The sequence below is a fragment of the Paenibacillus qinlingensis genome, from assembly GCF_013204845.1.
Taxonomy (GTDB): Bacteria; Bacillota; Bacilli; order Paenibacillales; family NBRC-103111; genus Paenibacillus_E; species Paenibacillus_E qinlingensis.
In genome coordinates this window covers 147,570-165,243 of the sequence record NZ_JABMKY010000001.1, presented here as the reverse complement: position 1 = coordinate 165,243, position 17,674 = coordinate 147,570, and the positions used below count along the sequence as shown (strand labels likewise).

General features: G+C 40.3%; 23 protein-coding genes. All 23 read left to right on the top strand.

The window, feature by feature from the left end; all coding sequences use genetic code 11:
* Positions 1-19 precede the first annotated feature (19 nt).
* The 23 genes from codY (at position 20) to fliR (ending at position 17,671) form a co-directional block, all read left to right on the top strand.
* Positions 20-805 carry a GTP-sensing pleiotropic transcriptional regulator CodY gene (codY, locus tag HQN88_RS00835; RefSeq protein WP_056624907.1) on the top strand — a complete coding sequence of 262 codons (786 nt, stop codon included), beginning with the start codon at positions 20-22 and terminating at the stop codon, positions 803-805.
* A gap of 221 nt (positions 806-1,026) precedes the next feature.
* Complete coding sequence (gene flgB, locus HQN88_RS00830) at positions 1,027-1,434, top strand: flagellar basal body rod protein FlgB (protein WP_173108397.1); 408 nt, start codon at positions 1,027-1,029, stop codon at positions 1,432-1,434.
* A gap of 6 nt (positions 1,435-1,440) precedes the next feature.
* A complete protein-coding gene (flgC, locus tag HQN88_RS00825; protein ID WP_173108396.1) occupies positions 1,441-1,890 on the top strand; it encodes a flagellar basal body rod protein FlgC in 450 nt (149 codons plus the stop codon).
* 11 nt (positions 1,891-1,901) lie between these two features.
* Positions 1,902-2,210, top strand: coding sequence for a flagellar hook-basal body complex protein FliE (gene fliE, locus HQN88_RS00820; protein WP_173108395.1), 309 nt, complete (start codon positions 1,902-1,904; stop codon positions 2,208-2,210).
* Positions 2,211-2,251: 41 nt separating this feature from the next.
* Positions 2,252-3,823: a flagellar basal-body MS-ring/collar protein FliF gene (gene fliF, locus HQN88_RS00815; RefSeq protein ID WP_173108394.1), complete on the top strand. Its 1,572-nt coding sequence runs from the start codon at positions 2,252-2,254 to the stop codon at positions 3,821-3,823.
* A 12-nt stretch (positions 3,824-3,835) separates the two neighbouring features.
* On the top strand, positions 3,836-4,852 hold the full coding sequence (gene fliG, locus HQN88_RS00810) for a flagellar motor switch protein FliG (RefSeq protein ID WP_173108393.1): 1,017 nt from the start codon (positions 3,836-3,838) through the stop codon (positions 4,850-4,852).
* Entirely contained in the window at positions 4,845-5,669 is an 825-nt protein-coding gene (locus tag HQN88_RS00805) for a FliH/SctL family protein (protein ID WP_173108392.1), read from the top strand. The genes fliG and HQN88_RS00805 overlap by 8 nt, the downstream gene beginning before the upstream one ends.
* Positions 5,669-6,997 carry a flagellar protein export ATPase FliI gene (gene fliI, locus HQN88_RS00800; protein ID WP_173108391.1) on the top strand — a complete coding sequence of 443 codons (1,329 nt, stop codon included), beginning with the start codon at positions 5,669-5,671 and terminating at the stop codon, positions 6,995-6,997. The genes HQN88_RS00805 and fliI overlap by 1 nt, the downstream gene beginning before the upstream one ends.
* A 9-nt stretch (positions 6,998-7,006) precedes the next feature.
* A complete protein-coding gene (fliJ, locus tag HQN88_RS00795; protein WP_173108390.1) occupies positions 7,007-7,450 on the top strand; it encodes a flagellar export protein FliJ in 444 nt (147 codons plus the stop codon).
* 23 nt (positions 7,451-7,473) lie between these two features.
* A complete protein-coding gene (locus HQN88_RS00790; RefSeq protein ID WP_173108389.1) occupies positions 7,474-8,391 on the top strand; it encodes a MotE family protein in 918 nt (305 codons plus the stop codon).
* Positions 8,392-8,423: 32 nt separating this feature from the next.
* Positions 8,424-9,878 carry a flagellar hook-length control protein FliK gene (locus tag HQN88_RS00785; protein ID WP_173108388.1) on the top strand — a complete coding sequence of 485 codons (1,455 nt, stop codon included), beginning with the start codon at positions 8,424-8,426 and terminating at the stop codon, positions 9,876-9,878.
* A 33-nt stretch (positions 9,879-9,911) separates the two neighbouring features.
* Positions 9,912-10,355, top strand: a complete 444-nt coding sequence (locus HQN88_RS00780; RefSeq protein WP_173108387.1) for a flagellar hook capping FlgD N-terminal domain-containing protein — start codon at positions 9,912-9,914, stop codon at positions 10,353-10,355.
* Positions 10,352-10,744, top strand: coding sequence for a TIGR02530 family flagellar biosynthesis protein (locus HQN88_RS00775; protein WP_173108386.1), 393 nt, complete (start codon positions 10,352-10,354; stop codon positions 10,742-10,744). The genes HQN88_RS00780 and HQN88_RS00775 overlap by 4 nt, the downstream gene beginning before the upstream one ends.
* Before the next feature lie 95 nt (positions 10,745-10,839).
* Positions 10,840-11,661 (top strand): flagellar basal body rod protein FlgG, encoded by an 822-nt coding sequence (gene flgG / locus HQN88_RS00770; protein WP_173108385.1) that lies wholly within the window; start codon positions 10,840-10,842, stop codon positions 11,659-11,661.
* A gap of 61 nt (positions 11,662-11,722) precedes the next feature.
* The gene (locus tag HQN88_RS00765; protein WP_056624951.1) at positions 11,723-11,944 is read left to right on the top strand and encodes a flagellar FlbD family protein; all 222 of its coding nucleotides are present in this window, start codon (positions 11,723-11,725) and stop codon (positions 11,942-11,944) included.
* Positions 11,945-12,430: a flagellar basal body-associated FliL family protein gene (locus HQN88_RS00760; protein ID WP_068662570.1), complete on the top strand. Its 486-nt coding sequence runs from the start codon at positions 11,945-11,947 to the stop codon at positions 12,428-12,430.
* A 34-nt stretch (positions 12,431-12,464) separates the two neighbouring features.
* Positions 12,465-13,463, top strand: coding sequence for a flagellar motor switch protein FliM (fliM, locus tag HQN88_RS00755; RefSeq protein WP_173108384.1), 999 nt, complete (start codon positions 12,465-12,467; stop codon positions 13,461-13,463).
* Positions 13,456-14,724: a flagellar motor switch phosphatase FliY gene (fliY, locus tag HQN88_RS00750; protein ID WP_173108850.1), complete on the top strand. Its 1,269-nt coding sequence runs from the start codon at positions 13,456-13,458 to the stop codon at positions 14,722-14,724. Before fliM ends, fliY begins: the two co-directional genes overlap by 8 nt.
* A gap of 24 nt (positions 14,725-14,748) precedes the next feature.
* Positions 14,749-15,111, top strand: coding sequence for a response regulator (locus HQN88_RS00745; protein ID WP_028558282.1), 363 nt, complete (start codon positions 14,749-14,751; stop codon positions 15,109-15,111).
* 48 nt (positions 15,112-15,159) lie between these two features.
* The gene (locus tag HQN88_RS00740; protein ID WP_173108383.1) at positions 15,160-15,792 is read left to right on the top strand and encodes a flagellar biosynthetic protein FliO; all 633 of its coding nucleotides are present in this window, start codon (positions 15,160-15,162) and stop codon (positions 15,790-15,792) included.
* Positions 15,789-16,562, top strand: a complete 774-nt coding sequence (fliP, locus tag HQN88_RS00735) for a flagellar type III secretion system pore protein FliP (protein WP_173108382.1) — start codon at positions 15,789-15,791, stop codon at positions 16,560-16,562. The genes HQN88_RS00740 and fliP overlap by 4 nt, the downstream gene beginning before the upstream one ends.
* Before the next feature lie 26 nt (positions 16,563-16,588).
* Complete coding sequence (gene fliQ / locus HQN88_RS00730; protein WP_028558285.1) at positions 16,589-16,858, top strand: flagellar biosynthesis protein FliQ; 270 nt, start codon at positions 16,589-16,591, stop codon at positions 16,856-16,858.
* Positions 16,859-16,870: 12 nt separating this feature from the next.
* Positions 16,871-17,671, top strand: a complete 801-nt coding sequence (fliR, locus tag HQN88_RS00725) for a flagellar biosynthetic protein FliR (RefSeq protein WP_173108381.1) — start codon at positions 16,871-16,873, stop codon at positions 17,669-17,671.
* Positions 17,672-17,674: the final 3 nt, after the last annotated feature.

The window sequence follows — 17,674 nt, the reverse complement described above, 5'->3', positions numbered from 1 at the left end:
GTTAGTAGGAGGCAGTTACATGAGTTTATTAAATAAAACAAGAAGGCTGAATCGTTTGCTCCAAAAAGAAGCGGGCAATGCGGTTAGCTTTATGGATATGGCAGAAGTACTAAGAGATGTCGTTATCGCAAATATATATGTGGTTAGCCGTAAAGGGAAAATTTTAGGCTACGCGGTTACGAATGATCCTGTATCTCCAGAAATGAATCAAACGATTCTAATCGAACGCAGATTTCCGATTGAATCTAATAATTTATTGCTGAAAATTGAAGAAACTTCATCTACATCAGAGCCAGACAGCCCGTATTTTTATTATACAGACCAGATGAAAGATATGTTTCCAGCGACGCATACAACTTTAGTGCCGATTATTGGTGGGGGCGATCGTTTGGGCACTTTGATTCTAAGTCGAAGCGAAGGTCACTTTATTGATGATGATCTGGTTCTTGCAGAATATGGTTCAACGGTAATTGCTATGGAGATATTGAGAGAACGCGCGGAAGAAATTGAAGAGGAAGCTCGCAGTAAAGCAGTGGTTCAAGTTGCCATTGGCTCATTGTCTTTCAGTGAAATGGAAGCTGTTGAACATATTTTTGAAGAGCTGGACGGCAAGGAAGGATTGCTGGTGGCGAGTAAAATTGCAGATCGTGTGGGTATAACTCGTTCTGTTATTGTAAATGCACTGCGTAAACTGGAAAGTGCTGGCGTGATTGAAACGCGATCACTAGGTATGAAAGGCACTTATATCCGTATTTTAAATGAACAACTGATGCAGAGTATCGAACAAATGAAGTCAAAATTATAATGTTAAATGGGAAAGCCCTATCTGGTAAAAAGATAGGGCTTTTTTCTTATTGTAACTTATCGTAATATCTTAGATGATAAAGAGTATAAGTCAAAGGTTTACAAAATTCTACATATAGAACTATTTTGTATCGGAATTCGAGAATAATGTCGAAATAAGAAGGAATCAAATCTTAGTCTGTTGAAGTACTTACTAACTATTATAAGTGAGGGGAATCGTTCATGTCTTTATTGGACAAGCCAAGTTGGAAATTAATGGAGCGTTCGCTGGATGCATCGACGCTAAGACAAAAGGTGGTAGCGAATAACATTGCCAATGTGGATACCCCTAACTTTAAACGTGCTGATGTTGTGTTTGAAGAGCTATTGCAAAATCAGATGAGTGCGGGAACTCCTGCTATATCAGGATATCGCACTGACCCCAGGCATTTCGTTATAGGTAATACATCAAAGTTACCGAATTCCGAAGTGAAAACAGACGATTCGACAGCAATCAACACAAACATGAATAATGTCGATATGGACTATGAAATGTCATTAATGGCTAAAAACCAGCTTAAATACAATGCAATGATTCAACAATTGAACAGCGACTTCAAAAAAATGCACACAGTCTTAGGGGGTAAGTAATAAGAAATGAGACTTACTAACGGATTTGACATAAGTTCATCAGCATTAACTGCACAACGATTGCGTATGGATGTTGTATCCTCCAATATAGCCAATGCCGATACTACGAGAGCGAAATTTGTAGATGGTAAATGGGTGCCATATACGAGAAAGTTAGTCTCATTTGAAACGAAGTCCCAACCCAGCTTTGCACAATCGCTTAACTCTGCAATGGCGGATGGAACGGGTGAGGGTGTAAGAGTAAATAAAATATTTGAAGATAACTCTCCATTAAAGCAAGTTTATAATCCTTCACATCCCGATGCAGATACGAATGGGTTTGTATATATGCCAAACGTAGATATTGCCAAAGAAATGGTTGATATGATCTCTGCAACGCGATCTTATGAAGCCAATGTAACAGCATTAAATGCAAGTAAATCGATGATTACTAAAGCATTGGAAATTGGTAGATAGGAGGTTACATAATGATTGACAAAATTAATTACAGTCCAATTAATATAATGAGTTCTATTACTCCCAAGGATAATACGGGTGAGGGAGCAGATGAGCTTGGTAAGAAATTTGGTTCATTTCTGAATGATGCTATGACTAATTTGAATGTGCAGCAAAAGCAGGTTGATCAGTTGAACGAAAGCTTCATTAAAGGTGAACTTTCCGATGTGCATCAATTGACAATTGCCTCTGAGAAAGCTTCATTGGGACTTGAACTTACAGTACAAGTCAGAAATAAGGTTTTAGAGGCGTACCAAGAAATCATGAGAATGCAGCTTTAAGTATAGAGATGCTGCTAAATTTGGGTCAATGAGGTGACTGAGTGAACGAGAACCTGCTCCAGTACTGGGAAAAGGTGAAGCAATACTGGAATCGTTATAATCAAACAACGAAAATTATTTTTATAGCTACTGTTTTCCTATTGATACTAACAGCTGCAATTATCAGTATTAATTTATCCAAGACTGACTATTCATTGGCCTATACAGAATTGCAACCGAGTGATGCTGCAAATATTAAATCATATCTGGATACAGCTAAAATCCCCTATCATTTGAGTGCGGATGGCAAAAGTATCGAAGTACCGACTAGTGAAGTCGCTAACGTAAAGCTTGCTGTCGAGTCGCAAGGATTGAATAAGAACGGCTCCTTGGGTTTTGAAGTTTTTAGCGGTAGCAGTTCATTCGGTATCACGGATAATGAATTTAAAGTGAAATACTTAAGTGCTATTCAAGGAGAGCTTCAACAACTTATTAATGCGAACCAAGCCATATCAAGTTCTAAGGTGAATATTTCGCTTCCAGAGGAAGGTCCTTTCTTACAACAACAAGCTGAGAAAGCGACTGCATCTGTTGTCCTGCAAATCAAACAGGGATATTCATTGGATCAACCTAAAGTAGATACGATTTACAATTTGGTCTCACACAGCATTAAAAATCTTCCGATTGAGAACATTTCCATATCTGATCAAAATTTACTCTCCTATAAGTTTAGTGGAGAATCTAATAATACTCAGGTGGGAAATACGGATATTAATACGCAGTTCAGAAATGATTTGCAGAAGAATATCAACTCTATGCTTGGCATGATGTTTGGTCGAGATAAAGTCAGCGTTAGCGTATTTACAACTATGAATTTTGATCAAAAGAAAACGAAGGAACAACTTGTCCGCGCACCTAATCAAGTTGATCAAAAGGGAATAGAAATCTCTCTGCAGGAAGCGAATGAGTCCTATCAAAACAAAGGTGCGGATAATGGCGGTGTACCTGGTACAGGCGAAACGGACGTTCCTGGCTATCCAGGAGCATCCAACTCAGGGAATTCCAATTCAGAGAAAAACAGTAAAACCGTCAATTATGAAGTGGACCGTATCACAAATGACATTATTTCAACACCTTATGTAGTGAAAGATGTAAGTATTAATGTCGGTATCGAGCCTCCAGTAAGAGATGATCCGAATTCGTTAACAGCAGAAACAAAAACAGCCATTCAGAATGCACTTGTGAATATCGTTAGAACTGCCCTTGCTGATAATAAGACTACTTATACAGACGATGAATTACAAAAAAAAGTTACTGTATTTGCACATTCTTTTGCTAGAACTTCGGATGCAAGTGCGACTAAGACATCAACGTACTTGACCTATGGAGCATTAGCTCTAGCAGCATTAGCTATAGGTGCTATCATCGGATTAGCAATTAGAAAACGTAAGAAAGCAGCGCAACAACTTCTAGACCAGGAAATGAATCTTGCCTCTCAGAAGGCTGAGCTTCCAACAATCGATATCGAGAATGTAACGAATGACAATCAAGTGCGCAAACAGCTTGAGACGCTTGCGAGAAAGCGGCCGGAAGAATTTGTTAACTTGCTGCGCACTTGGTTAGTAGACGAATAGAGGTGCACTTGTATGGCCAGAGCCGCTTTGCAAGGGTTGACCGGACGACAAAAGGCAGCTATTCTTTTGATCAGTTTAGGCCCTGAGGTTTCTGCACAAATTTTCAAACATTTACGTGAAGAAGAAATTGAACAATTAACGCTCGAGATAGCGAATGTGCGTAAAGTAGACACGTTGGAAAAGGACTCAATTCTAGCCGAGTTTCACCAAATTTGTTTGGCACAAGAATTTATTTCTCAAGGTGGTATTGCCTATGCCAAGGATATTTTGGAAAAGGCACTAGGTTCTCAAAAAGCGTTTGATATCATCAATCGCTTGACAGCTACACTTCAAGTAAGGCCTTTTGATTTTGCACGAAAAGCAGATCCAGCACAAATTCTTAATTTCATTCAAAATGAGAATTCGCAGACGATTGCACTCGTTTTATCCTATCTGCAACCTGAGCAAGCATCTATTATCTTGTCGTCACTCCAACAAGAGAAGCAGGCTGATGTTGCTAAGCGGATTGCACTCATGGACAGTACGTCACCGGAAGTTATTTCACAAGTTGAACGCGTATTAGAACAGAAGCTTTCATCGACTGTTACGCAGGATTACACAAATGCTGGTGGTATTGCTTCTATCGTTCAAATCTTGAATGGTGTAGACCGAGGAACGGAACGTACGATTCTCGACTCATTAGAAATACAAGATCCAGAACTTGCTGAAGAAATCAAGAAACGGATGTTCGTATTCGAGGATATCGTCAATATCGACAATCGTTCCATTCAACGAATTATCCGCGACATTGAAAATGCGGATTTGCAGCTATCTCTTAAAGTTGCAAGTGAAGAGGTGCGCGATGTGTTATTCAAAAACATGTCCAAGCGTATGGCGGATACTTTCAAAGAAGAAATGGAATTTATGGGACCTGTTCGATTGCGTGATGTCGAAGAAGCACAAACCCGTATTGTTGCTACGATTCGTCGTTTAGAAGAATCGGGTGAAATCATCATCGCACGTGGTGGAGGAGATGATATTATTGTCTAATGTCATTAAATCATTCGCGTATTATCCGCTTGAAGAAAAAAAGATTGTTGAATCGCTTGCAGCTTTTACTACAGTTAATTCGGACTCGCCACCTGCCGATGAAGGTTTTACTGAGGAAATGCAACTTGAGATTAATGATGCAACCTCATTAAAGAAACAAATTCTAGATGATGCAGAAGCATTTGCCAGTGAACAGATTGAAGAGGCAAAGCGAGAATGTGCATTAATTCGCCAAGAAACAGAATCCGACATTGCGAGTTGGTGGGAAAGTAAGCGAGCTGAAGATGTGGAGATAGCGAACGCATCAAAGCAAGTAGGATTTGATGAAGGTTATCGTGAAGGTGTTGCTCAAGCGGAGAGTGCTTTGCGAAAAGAATATGATGATATGTTGGCTGAAGCTAGATCTATACTTGAATCATCCTATAAGCTGAAACAACAAATTATCCAAGAATCGGAACCTTTTCTAATTGATTTAAGCACATCTATCGCAGAAAAAATTATTGTTCGTCAACTTTCTCTCGAGCCTGGTTGGGTAATTGAGTTCATTCAGAAAATACTCTCTCGCCGTCGTGAAAAGGGAATTATTACTTTATGTGTAGCGCCTTCACAGTTCGCGTTTATTCAGGATGCCAGAGAAGAATTGATTACGTCGATTGATTCACAAGCCGAACTCGAAATTATTCCGGATTCTTCTGTGCAAGATCAAGGTTGCGTAATTCGTTCATCATACGGAAGCATAGACGCAAGAATCGATACTCAGCTGAAAGAGATTAAGTCCGTGCTCCAGCAACTGGCCTTACAAAGTGAGGAATCATAATGGCACAGACATCGATCCCGAAGGTGGATAAATACAAAGAAGTCTTACAGACGATTGATCCAATTAGGGTAAACGGCAAAGTGACGCAAGTTATTGGACTTACAGTTGAATCTGAAGGTCCTGATGTAAGTATAGGTGATCTATGTTATATCTATCCGCATAAATCGAATAAGCCTTTAAAAGCGGAAGTGGTTGGTTTTCGAAGCAACAAAGTGATTCTAATGCCTCTTGGTGATCTCGATGCGATTGGGCCAGGTTGCGATGTTGTTGGTACAGGTAAACCATTAACAGTCCAGGTTGGACATGAGTTATTAGGAAAAGTTTTAGACGGCCTAGGTCAACCATTAGATGGTTCCTATTTACCGTCAAGGATGGCGCAGTATTCGACTAATAATTTACCAAGTAATCCGCTAACACGTCCGCGTGTACTCAATCCAATTTCTGTTGGTGTTCGTTGTATTGATGGATTATTAACAATTGGTAAAGGGCAGCGTGTTGGTATTTTTGCCGGGTCTGGTGTTGGGAAAAGTACTTTAATGGGTATGATAGCCCGCAATACTTCAGCCGATGTCAATGTTATTGCACTCATTGGAGAGCGTGGCAGGGAAGTGTTGGATTTCATTGAGCGTGATTTAGGTCCTGAAGGTTTGGCGAGATCGGTTGTCATTGTGGCAACATCTGACCAACCCGCATTAATTCGTATTAAAGGCGCTATGATTGCGACAAGTATTGCTGAGTATTTTAGAGATCGCGGTTTAAATGTCATGATGATGATGGATTCCGTAACACGATTTGCGATGGCACAACGTGAGGTGGGACTAGCCGTTGGTGAACCTCCAGCTACACGAGGATACACACCATCCGTATTCGCTATGTTGCCTAGGCTTCTAGAGCGCTCAGGTACAGGTGCGAAGGGCTCCATTACGGCATTTTACACGGTACTTGTCGACGGTGATGATATGAACGAGCCAATCGCAGATGCGGTCAGAGGGATTTTGGATGGTCATATCGTTTTGAATCGAAGTATTGCGAATAAAGGGCATTATCCTGCGATCGATGTCTTATCAAGTGTAAGCCGGGTTATGAAAGAAATTGTACCATCAGAACATATGGAAGCTGCCGACCAACTTAAGCGTCTTCTCTCTATTTATAAAGATTCGGAAGATCTTATCAATATAGGGGCGTATCAGAAAGGTTCTAATCCAAATATTGATATAGCGATGGAAAACATCGAAGCCATTTGGAATTTCACGAAACAACGAACAAGTGAAAAACTAACATACGAAGAAGCGCAAGAACGATTAATCCAAGAATTTTATAAGGGATGAGGGTCCTAGATGAGTTTTCGCTACTCTTTCCAGCAAATTGTCGATTTGAAAAATAATGAACGAACTCAAGCAGAATGGATTTTATCTGAGGCAATGGGGCAATTAAGGAATGAAGAAACGAGCTTAAATGGATTATTCGAGGAGAAGGAAAGCTTACACAATGAAATGATTCAAGCAACTAGCCATTCAGTGTCAATATCGAACATGCTTCTCATGCAGGGTTATATGAATCATGTGGATAAACAAATTGCTCGTAAGCATCAAGATGTTAAACAAGCAAAACATATCGTAACGGAGAAGCAAGAACATTTGTCAGTGAAAATGATAGATGAAAAAGTATGGACCAAAGCCAGAGAAAAAGCACATAACCAATTCCAAGTCATGATTGCAAAAAAAGAGCAGGATGCTCTTGATGAAATGGCTACGAATCGCTTCAGGCGGTTATCGTATTAAGCTAGAAAAGGAGGGACGAAGAGATGGCCGATACAAGCGTAGAGGGTGCATCTTATAGTGCACTGGAGCGATTTTTGATTTGGTTTGTCATCCCCTTTGTGTTTACGGCGGTTTTACTCTTCGTGCTGCTTTCAATTTTTGATTATGATATCAAAAGTAGTATTCAAAAAGCATTGCACAACACGCCTGTCGTTGGGTTAATAGTTCCTGCACCAAAAGAAGCTGCACCAGTGACGGCTGAAGGTAAAGCTGTATCATCTGAGCAAAGCGTAAAGCTTAAGGAAGATGAGATAGCAAAGCTAAATGCTCGTGTTAATGAATTAACAGCAGCATTGCAAAAAGCGGATTCGACGACTGAGAATAAAGACGTTTCGCTAAAAGCTTCAGTTGCGAAGGTTGCCGAACTTGAAGAGAAGTTAAAAGATAAAACGCAATCGGAAGAAGAATATACGAATCAAATCACACAGCTTGCCAATATGTACGCCAAGATGACTCCAAGTAAAGTTGCACCTATCATTGAGGCATTAACGCCTAGTGAGATGGTACTGGTGTTCTCTATGATGAAAGCAGATAACAGAGGAGCGATTCTTGAAAAAATGGATGCTGCAAAAGCAGCCGCTGCTTCCATCGGCTTGAAAGATATTGTGCCAGTTCGTGACAAACAAATTGCTGCTTTACAAGAAAGACTAGCCACGAATAACACGAAGGATGCCAAGTCAGCGACTAGCACGGTGAGTACTTCGGATCTTGGACAAACTTTTGCCAATATGACACCAAAAAGCGCTTCGAATGTTCTGCTAGAGATGAATAAATCAAATCCAGCAAAAGTTGTATCCATTTTAAGTGGAATGGATAATTCATCACGTTCTAAGGTTATGTCTGCCCTCTCAGATGCTAACAAGGAAATTGCAGCATCGATTGCTGCAAAGCTTGCTCCGTAACTAGCAAGTAATTACGAAGGGAGGTGAATACAATGGACGTACAGATGACTTCAGCACCGGTTGCGCAATCAGGAACAGCAACCACAACTGCTGCAGGCAGTAAAGCAGCTTCTAAAGGGAATGGAACGACAGATAGCTTTTCAGCACTTCTTTCAGACCAAACTGCACAAGAAAATGCAGCAATGGCTGAAGGGCAACCATCAGAAACTGAGCTTTCAATGAGTATGATGTTGCAAATGCTTCAAAGCTTGGTAATGCCGATTCAAACGGATGTAGCTCTAGAATCAAAAATGACTTCGTCCGATGGTACTTTGCCTGAATTGCTTCTAGAAGCAATGAATAGTAATCCTGAACTTGCTGACAAATTATTGCAAGATCCTAAAGTGAAAAAGTGGTTTGATAATGCAGAAGATTTGTTAGCTGCACTTAGTAATACACCAAACCCACTCGCGGCAGGAAATCTTGCCATGTGGCAACAGTCAACAACTAATTCAATGAGTCTGAAAGCACAGAATACTTTGTTAATACTGTCCACTTTATCCAAGCAGCAGCCAGACAATCCGATTCTAAACTTTTTGAATACAGAACTTGCTAGTGCAATCCAACCATTACTTCCAGAGATTTTAGCAGGAGTTGGAAATGCCAAGAAGATAACTAACAGTGATGTTTCCACGAGTTCAATTGAATCTAATGTGCCTTTCACAGGAGCTAAGGAACACACTTCACCGAATGGGAGAATTTCTTCCAACAAGTACATAAACAATCGTGATAATGACTCATCGCTTAATAACAATCTTTCCGTAAATCTGCAATCTCTACAACCTAAGCAAGAGAAATTTGCAATTAAGCATATTCCATTAGTTGTAACTGAACTGTCAAATGATATTTCGGAATCGACCATTCGACCACTCGTTGACTTGCCAATTGAGACAACTACGGGAACAAATACCGTCGTTACGATTGGTGATTTACAGAAAACTCAGCAAGTGACGCTTACAACTGATAAGACGCCAGTACCGGTATTAACTGCAGATAACTTCACGGAAGAGATGACTACACATGTATTGAAAAACATGAAGATTACGATGTCCGAAGGATTCTCAGAGGCTAAACTATCTTTGTTTCCTAAAAATTTAGGACATGTAGACGTGAAAATTTCCATGCATGATGGACAGTTATTTGCCCAGTTTGCAGCAGATACTTTAGCCGGCAAACAAATGTTAGAAAGCCAGTTGCCTCAATTACGTCAAGCACTACTTACGCAGGGCTTACAAGTTGAGAAATTGGAAGTTACACAAAGTCAAAACATGGCTTCAAATATGTTCCAAGAACAACGGCAACCGCAATCCTTTAATCAATCACAACGACAACCGAAAAATCGCTCGGGAGAACTTGAAGTGGATGCTATTGAGTTTAAAGAAGATATGGAGCAAATCGCACAGCTTCGCAATCAGGCAAACGGTAATTCCTTCGATGTCATTGCCTAAATTGAAGTAGAATGAATTGTTGGAGGTGAACGTATGGCTACAAATCCAATCGTTGGTAATGTTGCTGACCTGATTAATAAAGGGACTAGCGCGAAAACCAAGGAGAAGGACAGCACAACCCTGGGTAAGGATGATTTCCTGAAAATATTAATTACACAGCTTCAGAATCAGGATCCTACACAGCCTTTACAGGACAAAGAGTTTATCGCTCAAATGGCTCAATTTACATCTGTTGAGCAATTGACGAATATGGCTAGTGAAATGAAACTAATGAGACAATCATTAGGATTCGTGTCCGGATTAATTGGTAAGTCAATTTCATGGACGGGAACAGATGCATCAGGTGTTACAACTGAGATGTCTGGCGTAGTAGATTCAATAACTTTTAAAGATGGAAATCAATTTGCCACTGTGAATGGTGTGGAAGTTTCCCTTGATAAGTTAAAGAAAATTGAAAACGCTGGAGAAACAGAATGACAGAGCGAATATCCATAGGTCAACTTTATCCTAGCGCGGTTTCTCCCACTTCAACGAGAAGAACACCAACGCAGCAAGTAGTACCTAACGGGAATAACGTAAATCCTACTTTTCAGAAAATTTTCCAAGATCAATTTGTAAGGTTTAGTCATCATGCTGAGGTCAGATTAAAAGAACGCGGCATACAACTCAAACCGGAGCAAATTGAGAAAATGAACAATGCCATTGATAAAGCGGCATCCAAAGGTGCTAAAGACGCACTACTGATCTTAGCGGGGAATGGATATATTGTTAATGTGCCCAATCGAACCGTAGTGACTGCTTTAGATGGCCAAGCAATGAATGATCATGTGTTTACTCAGATCGATAGCGCCATGATAATTTCATAGGTTTACAGGGCTCGACCGTTTAGGAAGCCTGGAGTTGTGGATCGAAAGAAGCAACTCAATTTTTATACTTACATCCGATTTAGGAGGCCTATTTCATGTTAAGATCTTTGTACTCAGGCGTTTCAGGTATGCGTGGTTTTCAAACGAAGTTAGACGTTATTGGAAATAATATCGCTAACGTAAATACCATCGGATTTAAAGGTAGCCGTGTGATGTTTAAAGATATTCTTAGTCAGACGGTTTCAGGTGTAAGTGCGCCAGACGAGAACCGTGGTGGTGTGAATGCACAGCAAGTTGGTTTAGGTGTTAGTTTGGCGGCCATTGATACTGTGCATACAGCTGGTAGCGCAATGACAACAAATGTTCCAACTGATCTGCGTGTGAACGGCGATGGCTTCTTCGCTGTTGGAACGCTAGAGCAAGTAGATGCACCTTATTTGACAAGAGCAGGTAACTTTACAGTGGATCCTTCACGAAATCTTGTTAACGCTGAGGGGCTTCATGTTATGGGCCCTGATGGAGCAGGTCCGGTTGTCATTCCAGAGGATATCGTATCGTTCTCGATTGCTCAAAATGGTGAAATTATTGGCGTAAATGCGGATGGAGAAACGATTAATACAGGGCAACGAATTGGCGTTGTGAAAGTAACTAACCCAGCTGGTCTTGAGAAAATCGGTGGAAACTTGTATCAAATGACCGCAAACGCTAATACAGATGGTGAGATTGTAATTGGCGCTGCTGGTGATCCAGAAACGGGTACAGGTACACTCATTTCTGGGCAACTAGAAATGTCCAATGTTGACTTAACTGGAGAATTTACAGAGATGATTATTGCTCAGCGTGGTTTCCAAGCAAATTCCAGAATTATTACAACATCAGATGAAGTGCTTCAAGAAGTTGTTAATCTGAAGCGTTAATCAGTAGTTGAATGATAAAGGGGGAGCTGAGCTCCCCTTACTCTGATTCAGGAGGAGAACGATGATTTCTCTCACTCGTTTAAATGGCAGGCCGCTTATTTTGAATGCAATCCTAATTGAGCTTATCGAAGAAACTCCGGATACGATGATTACGTTGACGACAGGCAAGAAAATCACAGTTCTCGAAAAGGCAGAGGTTGTGGTAAGCTTAGTGCGGACCTACATGCAAGAAATTGGTTCCGTCCGAGCGACAATACAGTCCAGGGATACGGAGGGTTCATAAGTGTTTAAGAACAAAATATTTATACTCATTGTTTCCATCCTTATTGCTATCACACTAATTCTCACTGCAGCGTTCGTGTTGTGGAACTTTATGGAGAAGAATAATGAATCTACAGATCCTGCTGTGAAGGCTCAGGATGCTGTTGCGAGTGTGAAACCAACGAAAGCGCCATCAGCGGAGACCGTTAAGGCGAATACTTCAATCATTAAGGATATCTTAACAAACTTATCAGGTAGTCAGAATTTCATTAAAATAAGCTTCGCGTTTGAAATGGAAAATTCAAAGGCTAAGGTTGAGTTCGATAGTTTGCTCGATTCTGCTGTTAAGGGAACGATTGTCCAGATTCTTGGTGATATGACGAAAGAGCAAATTGAAGGAAGTAAAGGTTCAGATAGTTTAACTTCTACAATAATGAACAAACTAAACCCATTATTGCATGAAGGTAAAATTAAGCAAATTTGGATAACTGATAAAGTGCTGCAATAACTCATAATGATTTTGCTTAAAGGAGGTGACTCGAATGGTTGATGTTTTATCGCAAAATGAGATCGATGCCTTGCTGGCTGCGTTGTCCTCTGGGGAAATGGATGCCGATGAACTTAAGAAGGAGGATACTCAGAAGAAGGTAAGGGCTTATGATTTTAAGAGAGCTGTACGCTTCTCGAAAGATCATATTCGTAGCTTAACTCGGATTCATGAAAATTTCGCGAGATTTTTAACAACCTATTTCTCAGCGCAGCTGCGTACTTTCGTGCAAATCAGTGTAGTTCAGGTTGAACAATTGCCCTATGATGAATTTATTCGTTCGATCCCGAAAATGACCATTTTGAACATCTTTGAAGCAGAGCCTTTAGAGGGTCGAATGGTACTTGAGGTTCATCCGAATGTTGCCTTTGCTATGTTAGATCGATTACTAGGCGGAGCAGGTACGACGCCAACTAAAATTAATGCGTTAACTGAGATTGAAACAATTGTTATGGAGCGAATTTTCAGTCGAGCATTTGATAGCTTGCAGGAAGCATGGAAGTCCGTTATTGATATTCAACCTCGTTTAGAGGCACTAGAAACGAATCCGCAGTTTATGCAAATTGTTTCTCCCAATGAAACAATTGCATTAATATCGCTGAGCACCAAAATCGGGGACACAACAGGTATGATCAACTTATGTATTCCTCATGTTGTTATTGAACCTATCATGCCTCGGCTTTCTGTACATCACTGGTTTGTTTCCCAGAAGAAAACGAGAGCACCTGAAGAAGTGGAAGCACTTCAATCACGCTTGGAGAAAACCAAGCTACCTCTCATTGCAGAATTGGGATCGTCTGAAATTTCTATCCATGATTTCTTAGGTTTAACAATAGGCGATGTAATCCCTCTGCATAAATCCGTCGAAGATTCGCTTCAAGTCAAAGTGGGCGAGAAGCTGAAATATCTCGGAAGCCCTGGTACCGTAAAAGGGAAGATGGCTGTACAAATTACAGAAATCGTGAATGAAGGAGAAGAAGAATATGATGAATAACAGAGATTATTTGTCGCAGGAAGAGATCGACGCTTTATTGAGACAATCATCTGAAGAAAGTTCTGTCTCTTCATTTCATGGGCCTCCGCAAGTAGAAGATTTTTTATCCCCACTTGAGCAGGATGCATTAGGGGAAATTGGTAATATTACGTTCGGCAGCGCGGCGACAGCGTTATCGACGTTACTGGGCAAAAAAGTAGATATTACGACACCTAAAGTGTCTGTCATCGGTAAAGAAGAATTGGAAGAACAATTTCCAAGACCTCATGTTGCCGTACATGTGAACTATGTTGACGGCTTCGATGGTATTAACTTACTCGTTATCCAAACCAAAGATGCTCAAGTTATCGCCGATCTTATGATGGGTGGAGACGGCACTGGCGGTGATGAAAACCTTAGTGAAATTCACATCAGCGCGGTGCAAGAAGCTATGAATCAGATGATGGGTTCATCAGCTACATCCATGTCTACCATCTTTAATCGATTTGTCAATATCTCTCCACCAGGAATCGACATATTAAATTTGTCGAAAGGAGAAGGAAAACTGCCTGACGAGGACGTATTTATAAAGATATCGTTCCGACTTGCGATTGGCGATCTTATTGATTCCAATATTATGCAGTTATTGCCTGTTCCTTTCGCCAAAGAAATGGTATCGATTTTAATGGGTGGTGGTGATACTGAATCAGCAATGGAAGCTGCACCGGCGGCGCAAGCACCACCAGTAGTAGCTCCACCTGTGCAAGAAGCTCCTAAATCGCAACCAGCACCAGTGTATGAGCAACCTGTTTACCAACAACCGATGTATGAACAGCCGATGTATCAGCAGCCTCCAATGGGTCAGCCGATGTATCCACCACAACAACCGATGTATCCACCGCAGCAGCCAATGTATCAACAACAGCCTCCAGCTGCATTTGGCGGCATGCCAAATCGTAATGTGAATGTTCAACCTGTTCAGTTTGGTAGCTTGCAATCAGGCTCATATTCACAAGCAGATGATACAAACCTGAATTTACTTCTCGATATACCACTTAAGGTAACCGTAGAGTTAGGCAGAACGAATAAGGTGATTAAAGACATCTTAGAACTGTCTCAAGGGTCTATCATTGAATTGGACAAGCTTGCTGGTGAGCCGGTAGACATTTTGGTGAATAATAAGTTGATTGCCAAAGGTGAAGTTGTAGTTATCGATGAGAATTTTGGGGTTCGTGTTACCGACATTGTTAATCAATGGGAACGAATTCAAAAATTACAATAATTTAATTTTAGGGGGATATTTTCAATGGCTAACCGTATTCTAATTGTGGATGATGCAGCTTTTATGAGAATGATGATTCGTGATATTTTATCTAAAAATGGGTATGAAGTGTGTGGCGAGGCGAATGATGGCGCACAAGCTATCGAAAAATATAAAGAATTGAAACCTGATCTCATTACGATGGATATCACAATGCCTGAAATGGATGGGATTCAAGCTTTGAAAGAAATCAAGAAAATTGAACCAAACGCGAAAGTAATTATGTGTTCTGCGATGGGGCAACAAGCCATGGTTATTGATGCGATTCAAGCAGGGGCGAAAGACTTCATTGTTAAACCATTCCAAGCTGACCGTGTAATCGAAGCTATCAAAAAGACTCTAGGTTAAACCGTCCGGATTCGGTTGAGTCTTACATAAACCGAAAGGGTTGTTCTTATGAAAAGACTTCAATCGAATAAAGCATACTTAACGTTTCTCAGTTTAATTGCCATGCTCTACACTAGTAATAACGTACATGCGGAAACTGAACCCAATAAAGTTGATCCCATAACTGACTATCCAGATTCATTGGGCTCAGGGGACTCACTTTTGATGGTTGTTAAGGTGATTTTAGTACTTGCATTTATAATTATTCTTTTTTATGTGCTGATGAGATATGTGGCAAAGAAAAATAAAGGCACTATGTTTGGGAACTCGATTCGTTCTTTAGGTGGAGTTCCCCTTGGCCAAAACAAATCCATACAAATTGTGGAGATCGGGCGTTCCCTCTTCGTTGTTGGCGTCGGTGAGAATATTCAATTATTGGATAAAATCATTGACGCTGATGAAGTGGCTTATATCACAGATCTCTTACAATCCTCACAGGATGATCGAATGGGATTTGGCACAATAAGCAAGTGGATCAACAAGCTGCCACGAAAGAAGAACGATATAGAAGAGGAAGTAGAGATTACGACTTCGTTTCAACAAGTATTCCATGACAAATTAAAGCGTGTAACAGATCGAAATAAGCATGTAGAAGAATGGTTGTCTGATCAAAAACAAACAGATCGGTTGAATGAAGAATGAAAAGAAATAAATTAATTGGCTTATTACTGCTCACTGTGATATCCATGTTCCTACTGTCATTAACTGCTTCTGCTGCCGAAACTGATCTTACGAATCCGATTCCTGGATTAAACGTGAATATTGGGACGAGCACGGCAACAGGGGGTTCTTCGAATACTGTAACTCTCCTTTTGTTGTTAACAGTATTAAGTCTAGCTCCTTCAATTCTTATTTTAATGACAAGTTTTACACGTATTGTTATCGTATTGGGTTTTGTTCGAACGTCATTAGGAACTCAACAAATGCCACCTAATCAGGTTTTAATCGGACTCGCTCTGTTTTTAACCTTTTTTATTATGTCTCCAACTTTAGGGGAAGTTAATCAAACAGCACTTCAACCTTACTTAAAAGGTGAAATCAATCAAACGCAAGCTTTTCAGACGGCATCACTGCCCATGAAGAAGTTTATGTTTAAACATACGCGCCAGAAAGATTTGAAGTTGTTTCTTGACTATTCCAAAGCAAAAGCACCGACTGGTGTTGAAGATATACCTCTCACTTCATTAGTACCTGCCTATGCCATCAGTGAATTAAAATCTGCATTCCAGATGGGATTCATGATATTTATTCCGTTTTTGGTTATAGATATGGTGGTATCTAGTACATTAATGGCGATGGGGATGATGATGCTCCCGCCCGTGATGATTTCACTTCCATTCAAAATCCTTCTTTTTATTCTTGTAGATGGTTGGTATCTTGTGGTGAGATCGTTACTCTTAAGCTACGGTTAAAGACCAAGATATCGGAGGTAATCTAGATGGGATCGGAGTTTGTAATACGAATTGCTGGTGAGGCTGTTTATACCGTTCTTAAGGCTAGTGCGCCAATGCTGCTTATTGGATTAATCGTTGGTTTGGCCATCAGTATTTTTCAAGCCACGACACAGATTCAAGAGCAGACACTTGCCTTTGTTCCGAAAATTGTTGCTGTATTGCTTTCCATCCTTATTTTCGGATCATGGATTATGAATACATTAGTTGATTTTACCTTTAATCTACTCAACAATCTTTACAAATTCGTTGGTTAGGTTGTGAGTGAAATGCCAACTATTATTCAAGCGATCCCTATTTTTCTGCTTATTTTTTGTCGAATTACATCATTTTTTGTCGTGGTGCCTATTCTTTCTTCCAGAAATATTCCAATGATGTTCAAAGTAGGGCTCTCCGTATTTATATCATTGATTATTTTCGCGACATTGGGGATGGAGAAGTCCATGCCGATTGATGGTGTATATGTACTGTTAATTATTCGCGAGATGCTAATAGGTATCATATTAGGTTTTCTCGCTTATCTGTTTTTCACCGTTGTTCAAACGGCTGGTTCATTTATGGATATGCAAATTGGTTTCAGTATGGCGAGCGTTATTGATCCTTTATCGGGTGCTTCAACACCGATGCTCGGTAATTTAAAATATATGATTGCTGTCCTTTTGTTTCTATCGTTTGACGGTCATCATTACTTGATTAGAGCGATCATTGACAGTTATAAATGGGTGCCAATTGATAACGCACTATTTAGTCGCATTTACGAAGGGCAAATATCGGATTTCTTGTTTAAATCGCTCTCCAAAATGTTTTACCTGTCATTCCAACTCGCTGCTCCCATAGTAGCAGCATTGTTTCTAACTGATTTAGGTCTAGGACTTCTGACAAGGGTTGCACCGCAATTCAATATTTTTGTTATCGGCGCACCTCTTAAAATGATTCTAGGATTTTTCCTGCTCGTTATTATATTCCCAGGTTTAATTTCACAATTCCAGCAATTGTTCGGAACTATGTTTGACTATATGGAGCAAATGTTACATATTATGGGCGGTTCGCCGCAGACAACACCTAAGTAGGAG